General features: G+C 57.7%; 7 protein-coding genes and 1 pseudogene. 4 read left to right on the top strand and 4 right to left on the bottom strand.

Features of this window, described 5'->3' with window-relative positions:
• The 4 genes from ACOSYY_RS05860 to ACOSYY_RS05875 form a co-directional block, all read left to right on the top strand.
• A partial coding sequence (locus ACOSYY_RS05860) for an SPFH domain-containing protein (protein WP_421661329.1) occupies nucleotides 1-576 on the top strand: 576 nt, incomplete at its 5' end.
• A 54-nt stretch (nucleotides 577-630) separates the two neighbouring features.
• Nucleotides 631-1209, top strand: coding sequence for a D-sedoheptulose-7-phosphate isomerase (locus ACOSYY_RS05865; protein ID WP_421661330.1), 579 nt, complete (start codon nucleotides 631-633; stop codon nucleotides 1207-1209).
• Entirely contained in the window at nucleotides 1193-2182 is a 990-nt protein-coding gene (locus ACOSYY_RS05870) for a GSU2086 family protein (RefSeq protein ID WP_421661331.1), read from the top strand. Before ACOSYY_RS05865 ends, ACOSYY_RS05870 begins: the two co-directional genes overlap by 17 nt.
• Nucleotides 2179-2874, top strand: coding sequence for a SprT-like domain-containing protein (locus ACOSYY_RS05875; protein WP_421661332.1), 696 nt, complete (start codon nucleotides 2179-2181; stop codon nucleotides 2872-2874). Before ACOSYY_RS05870 ends, ACOSYY_RS05875 begins: the two co-directional genes overlap by 4 nt.
• An 11-nt stretch (nucleotides 2875-2885) precedes the next feature.
• Here the strand turns inward: ACOSYY_RS05875 and ACOSYY_RS05880 are convergent, their stop codons facing one another.
• The 4 genes and pseudogenes from ACOSYY_RS05880 to ACOSYY_RS05895 form a co-directional block, all read right to left on the bottom strand.
• Nucleotides 2886-6923: a response regulator gene (locus ACOSYY_RS05880; RefSeq protein ID WP_421661333.1), complete on the bottom strand. Its 4038-nt coding sequence runs from the start codon at nucleotides 6921-6923 to the stop codon at nucleotides 2886-2888.
• Between the two features lie 151 nt (nucleotides 6924-7074).
• Entirely contained in the window at nucleotides 7075-7644 is a 570-nt protein-coding gene (locus tag ACOSYY_RS05885) for a DUF4136 domain-containing protein (protein WP_421661334.1), read from the bottom strand.
• A gap of 207 nt (nucleotides 7645-7851) precedes the next feature.
• Nucleotides 7852-8325: a glycine zipper family protein gene (locus ACOSYY_RS05890; RefSeq protein ID WP_421661335.1), complete on the bottom strand. Its 474-nt coding sequence runs from the start codon at nucleotides 8323-8325 to the stop codon at nucleotides 7852-7854.
• A gap of 56 nt (nucleotides 8326-8381) precedes the next feature.
• Nucleotides 8382-8835: pseudogene (locus ACOSYY_RS05895) on the bottom strand (hypothetical protein); the annotation flags it as partial.

Genomic DNA, 8835 nt, shown 5'->3' on the forward strand with positions numbered 1-8835 from the left:
GAGATCGGCAAGATCGAGTTGGACAAGACCTTTGAGGCCAGAACCACCATCAATGCGCAGGTCGTCAATGAATTGGACAAGGCGTCGGAACCCTGGGGCGTGAAAGTCCTTCGATACGAGATCAAGAACATCACGCCACCGAAAGATGTGCTCAACGCAATGGAAAAGCAGATGCGCGCGGAACGGGAAAAACGCGCATTGATTTTGTCGTCGGAGGGAGAGCGCGACGCCGCGATCAATCAGGCCGAAGGTGAAAAACAACAAGTGATTAAGGCATCGGAAGCCAAAAAACAGCAACAGATCAACGAAGCGGAAGGTGCCGCGGCTGCCATACTCGCCATTGCGCAGGCCACCGCCGACGGGCTCCGCAAGGTCGCAGAATCCATCAAAGTCCCCGGAGGCCAAGAAGCCGTGCAACTTCGGGTAGCTGAGCAGTACATTACCAAGTTCGGCGAACTTGCAAAGTCGAGCAACACGCTCGTTCTTCCTGCCAGTATTTCCGATGTCGGTTCGATGATCGCGCTGGCGATGAACGCCGTGAAACAGACCGGAACTTCAGCTCCAGCAAAGTCATGATCATGGGATTGCACTGTTTGACAGACTTGCGCGCATCATCCTAGAATCGCGACTATGCAAACAATTGTTTTAACGGCTTTTGCGGACAGCGCCCGGGTCAAACAGCAGTTCGCGCATGATCACGCCGATCGGATCGTACAGGTCGCGGCACTCATCGCCGATGCGTTCCGCAACGGCAATAAAGTTCTCCTATTCGGCAACGGGGGAAGCTCGACCGATGCGGCGCATATCGCCGCGGAATTCGTGGGGCGATACTGCCGCGAACGGATGCCCTTGCCTGCCATCGCGCTGGCGACGGACATCGCCGCCATCACCTGCATCGCCAACGACTATGGGTATGAGGAATTGTTTGCTCGCCAGGTGCGGGCGCACGGTCGGAAAGGCGACATCGCCGTCGGTATCAGCACGAGTGGAAATTCTCCGAACGTGCTGAAAGGAATCGAAGCAGCCCGCGACTGTGGCTTGATCACGATTGCCTGGACCGGCGCCAACGGCGGAAAGCTGGCCGGGTTGGTCGATCATCCCTTCGTCGTTCCCTCGACGGTCACGTCTCGGATTCAAGAGAGTCACATCACGCTCGGCCACGTCCTGTGCGAACTGGTAGAGGATCATTTCCTTGGGAAAGCGTCCTGATCGGACTTCCTCGACTCGGCCTCCCGCATTGATTCCGCCGATCAATACGTCGGATCTCAAGACGTATCCGCTGAAAAAGCGACACAGCAAGGTCCGGCTCTCGGACTTGGCCGCGCCGTGGAAACGCGGGGAGTCTTTCTCGACATTCTATTCCCGCCTCCCGAACATTTTAGCGGTCAAGACATTGCGGGCCGTCACGCGCGCCATCGTGAAGGCGCATCGACGGCACCGTCCCGTCATTGCCGGGATCGGCGCCCATGTGATCAAAGTCGGGCTGGCTCCGATCATCACGGATTTGATGGAACGACGCATCATCACAGCCATCGCCATGAATGGCGCCGGGATTATTCACGACTTCGAATTGGCCCTCATGGGTCACACCTCCGAAGAAGTCGATGCGGAGATCGACGAAGGCCGGTTCGGCATGGCGGAGGAGACGGGACGGATTCTGAATGAAGCCATCACGCGTGGCGCGAAAGACGGCTATGGGTTGGGCGAGACCATCGGGCGCTACATGAACCAGACAGCCGATCAATTCCCGAATCTTGCCGTCAGTATTCTGTCCGCCGGCGCGCGACTCGGCATTCCTGTGACCGTGCATGTCGCGGTCGGGACCGACATTATCCACATGCATCCTTCGGCGGACGGTGCCGCCATCGGAGCCACGTCTTTGCTGGACTTCAGGCGTCTGGCCGCCGTCGTCGCGGGAATGGAAGGCGGCGTCTATCTGAACGTCGGCTCGGCTGTGATTCTTCCGGAGGTGTTTTTGAAAACATTGTCGTTAGGAAGAAATCTCGGTAACGCGATCGCCGAGATTACGACCGTGAACATGGATTTTCTCTCCCATTACAGGCCCCAAACCAACGTCGTGCGGCGTCCCACACAAAAAGGCGGGCAAGGCTATTCCTTGACCGGTCACCACGAAATCATGCTGCCGCTGCTCGCGGCCGCCGTGCTGGAGGAACTGACATGACACCAATCTCGGCTTCTCCAAACCTTTCCCTATCCATTTCTTCCGAAGAGCTACAGATTCGTTGGCGACACTTGAACGCACGGTACTTTGCCGGTTCACTGAGACCGATCGATATCGTCTGGAGTCAGCGCCTGACCGCGTCGGTTGGGATGTTTGCCTGTCGTCAGGGACCAAGAACCTTCTCTTCTCTCGCCAAGACTCACAGCCATCGCGAAATTCGCCTTTCTCTCCCGCTGTTTGACCAGCTCGCCGCAAGGACGCCGTACGCGGAGCAAGAGCTGCTCAACACCTTGGCTCATGAAATGATCCATCAATGGCAATTCGATATGCTGAAGCGCCGGCCGGATCATGGGCTGGAGTTCTTTCGAAAGATGACGCAGATGAATCGATCCGGAGAAGTGGCCGTTACGACGTACCACTCGCTGGAGAAGGAAGTGATGGCCTTATCGAAATTCGCCTGGCGATGCCGAGACTGCGGGCGTCTCTATCGACGACACCGAAGAACGATCCAACCGAAGCACCACAACTGCGGAGTCTGTCGGGGCCCATTGCAAGAGCTGGTGTCGCCGGCCCAACTGAGTGATGATCGTCCAACGCCCACCCTGGCTCATGCCTTAGCCTCATCACCACGGTCAGCCGGACCGACGGGGTTCGGCGGAGCGCCGGAGCAATTGACCCTTGAATTGACATAATGGAAATCGGGCTAGGCCGCTTCTTGGTTGTTGTCCGGCCGCGAACGTTCGCGCTCCTGATTGACTCGATCCAAAACACCGGCCAGCGCGTCCACCGAAATAGGCTTTGAAAGATAGTCATCCATCCCCGCCGCAAGACAACGTTCACGATCCCCCTGCATCGCGTTCGCCGTCATGGCGATGATCGGCACATGAGACGCACCGCGTCGTTCGTCGCTCGTCTCCCCTGTCTCATTTTCCGCTTCCCGTTGTCGGATCACCTGTGTCGCTTCAAACCCATCCATGTCCGGCATCTGGCAATCCATGAACACCACGTCATAACGGATACGAGAGACCGCTTCGGCCGCCTCACGCCCGTTGGCCACGACGTCAATTCGATACCCCAACCGCTGGAAGAGGCGAGCGGCCACTTTCTGATTAATGACGTTGTCCTCAGCCAGGAGAATACGGAGATCCGCCTTGGCCTTGGTTTCCGAGAGAGTATGCCGAGTGATGAGCAGTGGTGATTCTCTCGCGGCCGGCATACCCGACGTCACGGAGCGTTGCGTGACGACCGCAACGAGACAATCGTGCAATTGTTGTTCGCGAACCGGCTTGGTCAGGTAGGCTGCCAATCCCGCTTCCCTGGCTTTCTTGGCATCCCCCCGCCGGCCCAACGATGTGAGCAGCACGAGTCGGATATCAGCTCCTGCAGGTCGTTTCTTTATCACCGATGCCAATTCGATTCCATCCGTCGCTCCCATATCCATGTCCAACAGCACGACGTCAACGGGCGGCTGCCCATACTGTCGGCTGAGGATGTCCAATGCCTCCGGGCCGCTGTCGACAAGTGTCGGCCGCATCCCCCACTTTCTGGTCATCAATTCCAAGATCCTGCGATTAACGGCCTTGTCATCCACGATCAAAATGCGGAGACCAGCCAACGCCATGGCGGAAGATTCGTCGACGCGAGAGGTCTCGGCCTGCTTGCGAAGATTGACCCGAAACCAGAAGCGACTCCCTTCCCCGACCCGGCTCGCCACCCCGATCGCCCCACCCATCATCTCAACGAGGCGTTTACAAATGGCGAGCCCCAGACCCGTCCCTCCATACTTCCTCGTCATTGACCCATCAGCTTGGCTGAACGGTTGAAAGAGCCGTTTACGGCCTTCTTCGGAAATCCCGATGCCGGTGTCCGTGACGGTTACACGAATGTTCGCCTCCTCTTTTGATTGAGTCTCGGTCGTCACCTCCACGACAATATTGCCGCTGTCGGTAAATTTGATGGCGTTAGCGGTCAAGTTCATCACGATCTGGCGTAGGCGCCCCGGATCACCGACCAAATTCCTCGGCACATCGGCATGGAAGAGACAGGCCAGATTGAGTCCCTTGGATGAGGCTCGCTCCGCCATAAGGTCCAATGATTCTTCGACGGCAAGGCGAAGATCGAACTCGATGACCTCGAGGTCGAGTTTCCCCGCTTCTATCTTTGAAAAATCAAGTATGTCGTTGATGATCATCAGCAAATGGTCGCCGCAGGTCCGAACGATCTCGGCATATTCCTTCTGTTCATCCGTCAATTTCGTGTCAAGCAAGAGTCCCGTCATGCCGATGACCCCGTTCATCGGGGTCCGGATTTCATGACTCATGGTCGCCAGGAATGTCGATTTGGCTTCAGTCGCTGCCTTGGCTTCCCTCAATGCGGCATCCAGCTGGTGGTTGATCCGCTCCAACTGTCGGGCATAATTCTTTTGTGCTTGCTCCGACTCTTTCCGGCTCGTGATATCTCGAATGAACGCGCTGAAGATGACGGAGCCTTCGACAGGCAGCGGCTTCATGGCGATTTCGACGGGAAAGTGCCGCCCATCGCGCCGAAGACCGGTCATTTCGATCAGCATGTTCGAAATAGACAAGTCCCGAGGCTCAAGGAGGCCTCGAACATACTCATGATAGTGGAGGCGATGATTAGGCGGAATGATGGTGTCGGCCAATTCATGCCCGATAACTTCATGAGCAGACCAGCCGAATATTCGCTCGGCTTGGGCATTCCAGCCGACGATTCCCCCGCCGCGATCCATAGTGATCACGGCCTCCAGCGCGGTGTCGATAATGAGCCGTGTGCGGGCTTCACTCCGGTGCAATGCGGCTTCCGCTTCGGTGCGTTCGATAAATAGACCGATCTGGCTTCCAACCGTACCCAACGCCTTGAGCAGGTCCCAATCCGTATGGTGGACGTCTCGGCTGAAGAACTCCATCACGCCGAAGACGTTGGCCCTCAACCAGACCGGAAAGGCACATGCCGTGTGCAATAGTTTTCCCATGTCGCGAGATGCTTGAGCACATTCCGAATCTCGAGCGACGTCTTCGACCCACAAGGGCTCGCCGCCCGCCCAACAGCGCCCGGGCAACCCGCATCCGGAAACATAGGCCTGCCGTTTGTTGATGCCTACAAGCTCCCGCGCCAGCGTGGAATCCACGGACCAGTCCCACGCGCAGGTCATGGTTCGCCGGTCGTCCTGCACCCGCCAGAACAAACCGACATGCCAATCAAGATTCACGGCAATTGCCTGCAGGAGTTCGGGGATCGCCTGTTCGATCGTGGAGGCTTCCGCAAGGACCTTCGTCGCGGCATGCTGGAGGCCTTGACGTCGATCGGCGCGCTTTTGTTCCGTGACATCGCGGACCATACTCAGCACCGACTGCACCATACCGTCATCGGTTCTGAACGGCACCGACGTCATCTCGACCCAGCGGATCTGTCCCGACAGCCCGATGAGTCGCCCGCTGCCGCAACTCTCTTGTCCCATTCGCGCCGTCTCGTGAATCTCTTCAAGCAATCGGCGGTCGTCGTCGTGAACAAAATCGGTGATCCGCCGCGCGAGAATCTCCTCCGAGAACCCGGCATCGAACAACGCGCAACCCGCCGGATTAATTTCCAAGATCCGACGGTCATGGTCGATCACCATCACGCCTTCCGGGACGGATTCCAGAATGCTGTGCAACCAACGTTCATGGTTTCGCGAACGACCCCGTTCCGCTTCGGCTTCTGTCCATCTCACATGCGCGTGACGGGTAGCCTTGACGAGCCAGGCGATCATCGGAGCGACAAACACCAGTCCGGCGCCGCCGACAATCCACAGAAAACTGTAAAAAGGCGCTAAAATGTCAGCGCGATCGACCCGCACCAACACGGTCCAGCCTGGATCCGGAAACTGAGCATATCGGTGAGTCCTGGCGTATCCGGTCAGAACATCCGTATGGCCGCGCGGATGTTTTTCTTCAATGTATGACGGAATGCCGTTCCGGCTCAAAAGCGCCGACGGGAGTCCCATCTTCCTGAGATTCTGATTCCCTTTGCGGTACAGATCCGAATCGACAAAGATGCGGCCATCCTCGCGGAGGATTTGATATTCGACCGTGCTGAAGAATAGGCCTCCGCGATGGACCGATCTGAGCGTCTCGGTCACCAGACGCTCGATCGTGTGCGTTTCCACCCGAGTCGAGACAACGCCGAGAAACGACGGTTCGGCGTGTCCTTTCAGCGAGCGTTCGATCGGCGCGGTAAACGACACGGCTTCCATGCCCTGCGCAAGTTCATCCGGTTGGGCATCACCGAAATGGACCGTCCGTCCGTCCTTGGCCGCGAGATACCAGGACGTTGCTCGACCGTCAAACCCGATTGTTGCCGGATTGGTCGCCTCGACCACGCGACCGGTCGCATCCGTGACCCCCACCCAGATGTAGGGCGAATGAATCTGCTTAAACGTTCGGAGCAGCGCCGCACGGGAGACTTTCGACGCCGCTATTGAGTCGGACATCGTCAGAAACTGAACATTTCGGTAGTGCTCGACAAAGAGGACGTCAAGTTGAGTGGCGACATTTGACGCCATTAACGCGATCATTTCACCGGATGTCGCGATAAGCTGGCGCTTGAGGGTGATAAAACCGAACCACCCGGCCAGGAGCGTCACCAAACTGATCAATCCGATTAAGGCCAGCTGCCGGCTATAGATAGGTGGCCGTGAATGGATCAGCCGGTTCGAACGGGGCTGTTGCGACGCTCCCACCATTGCATACGCTCCGAGCACACCCGTACACATAGGCCAGCATGACGTTGGCCCTTAGAGCCCGTTACGTACTGTATCGGTCCGTTAGACGACGACTTGAGGATGAAACCGGAATATGCTCGATCTATCCGGTCCTTTTCGTACCTGGCAGGGGCTACTCCTTGTGAGGCGGATAGCGTTCAAACGCCTTCGCGATGGCCTTATTCCCAAGCTCGATATTCTCCTTCGGGGTATCTTGCAACGTCCCGACAATCGTCGCGCGCCAGACCAATTCCTTCTTGGTAGGTTCGACCAAATCAAGAACCAAGGTGCCTTCCGTATACTCATAGGTGCTGACCGTGCCACCGTATCCCGCGCCCCACCCATACCCATATCCACCGCGATAACCATAGACCCCCCCGGTCGGTCCTGTGCTCTGGATTCGCTGCTTGTCCTTGGCGCTATACCAATAGTAGGCGAGGAGGTCGGGGTGTTGAGAGAGATCGACTTGCTGAAGGCCTTTCCCGGTCAGCTCCCGCGCGACGGCTGCTTCGATCCGCTTGTGCATCAAGGAATTGTCGTACGTCTGACCTTTTTCGGCATCTACCAATCCCATGAAAGTAAACTTCCGGAAGGTGGTGAAATCCGCGGTGGGATCATGGTCGGTCTTCACATCGAACGTTGTGCAGGCGCTCAGGCCCAGGATCAAGAGGAGTAGGGCGGACTCCAATCCTCGTCGCTTCATCAGTACCTCCATCGTAGACAATTCTCCAGGGACATTCGGTTGAAGCCGCTTCTTTCAAAAGTCAGTGGTCCAGCGCGCATCAGAACGCCTGTTCCAAGGCGATTCGTCAGGCTTGAGACGCTGAGTCCGGCCTTCAACATTCGGTGCGTCGTCGATGATAGCCGTCCAGTGCGCCGAAGTGATCAGCGATGGAGGCTCAGCGGTCTCCTACCCCACCTTGTAGCCTTTGCCTTCCAGGCAGACACCATAGGCGCGATTGAACTCTCCCTGTTGCTGCTGTCGTTGAGCAGATGCTTCCTGCACCTGCCCTTCGTAGTGCATCTCGGCACGGCGACGCCGTACCGCGCCTGCCCCTCCCCCGACCGCCGCCCCGATCGCCGCGCCTTTGCCGGCATTGCCGCCGATCGCGCCTCCGATTGCGCCGAGAGCCGCGCCCCGCGCCGCGCCCCGCACGGCTTGACCTTGTTCGGGTGGCGCCGGCGCCGCGGCCATCGATGTCTGGTTCGGATCGAAGCCGGTTTGCTCCTTCGCCCATTTGTGGCAGGTGAACTGATCGAGTTCTTGCTGATCTTTGGTCTGTCCCTTTTCGGGGAAGACGAACATTTGGGCATGGACGTCGGCTGAAATTCCGATCAGACCGCTCAGTAGCGCCGTTCCGATAATACACACGACGGGTTTCATGAGTCCCTCCGAACAGTTACGTGGTGGTTTGATCATGCGGTGTTATTGCGGTCACCTTAGTTCTTATCCGGGATTCGATACGTCAATGAAGGCCATGTCGCGATGCCTTCGCCCTCTTGTTCCGCGCTCTGGAATCCGGTGACCGTCGTCGTCTGGCGAACCAATATGCGTGAAATCATCTCGCCGTCTCCTGTGATGCCGTCGAATTTTCCGGTTCCCCCTACAATCGTAAAGGGGCCGCGGCAACCTTCGAGGTCGCCCTTGCACGTGAATTTCGCATAGACCCGATTGCCGTCCTCATCGGTCAGGATGCAGCGCCCCTGCCCCGTCTTTGTCATCGACTTCAAGTCGCCTTCGGCGGTGGCGGGACAGACGATGGACGCAGCGTGCAAGGCGCCTTGGCCGTCATCGACATAGAACGTCCCGCTATACACGCCCACCAAGTAAACTTGATCCTGATCCACAGGGAAGGCAAACGACCGCGCCTTCCATGTTGCCGCGGCCTTCACC

The organism is Nitrospira sp. BLG_2 (assembly GCF_049222245.1).

What these genes read in the sequence shown, in the direction of transcription:
- ACOSYY_RS05865 (WP_421661330.1), top strand. Translation starts at nt 631, where the DNA reads ATGCAAACAATTGTTTTAACGGCTTTTGCGGACAGCGCCCGGGTCAAA.
- ACOSYY_RS05875 (WP_421661332.1), top strand. Translation starts at nt 2,179, where the DNA reads ATGACACCAATCTCGGCTTCTCCAAACCTTTCCCTATCCATTTCTTCC.
- ACOSYY_RS05890 (WP_421661335.1), bottom strand. Translation starts at nt 8,325, where the DNA reads ATGAAACCCGTCGTGTGTATTATCGGAACGGCGCTACTGAGCGGTCTG.
- ACOSYY_RS05880 (WP_421661333.1), bottom strand. Translation starts at nt 6,923, where the DNA reads ATGGTGGGAGCGTCGCAACAGCCCCGTTCGAACCGGCTGATCCATTCA.
- ACOSYY_RS05885 (WP_421661334.1), bottom strand. Translation starts at nt 7,644, where the DNA reads ATGAAGCGACGAGGATTGGAGTCCGCCCTACTCCTCTTGATCCTGGGC.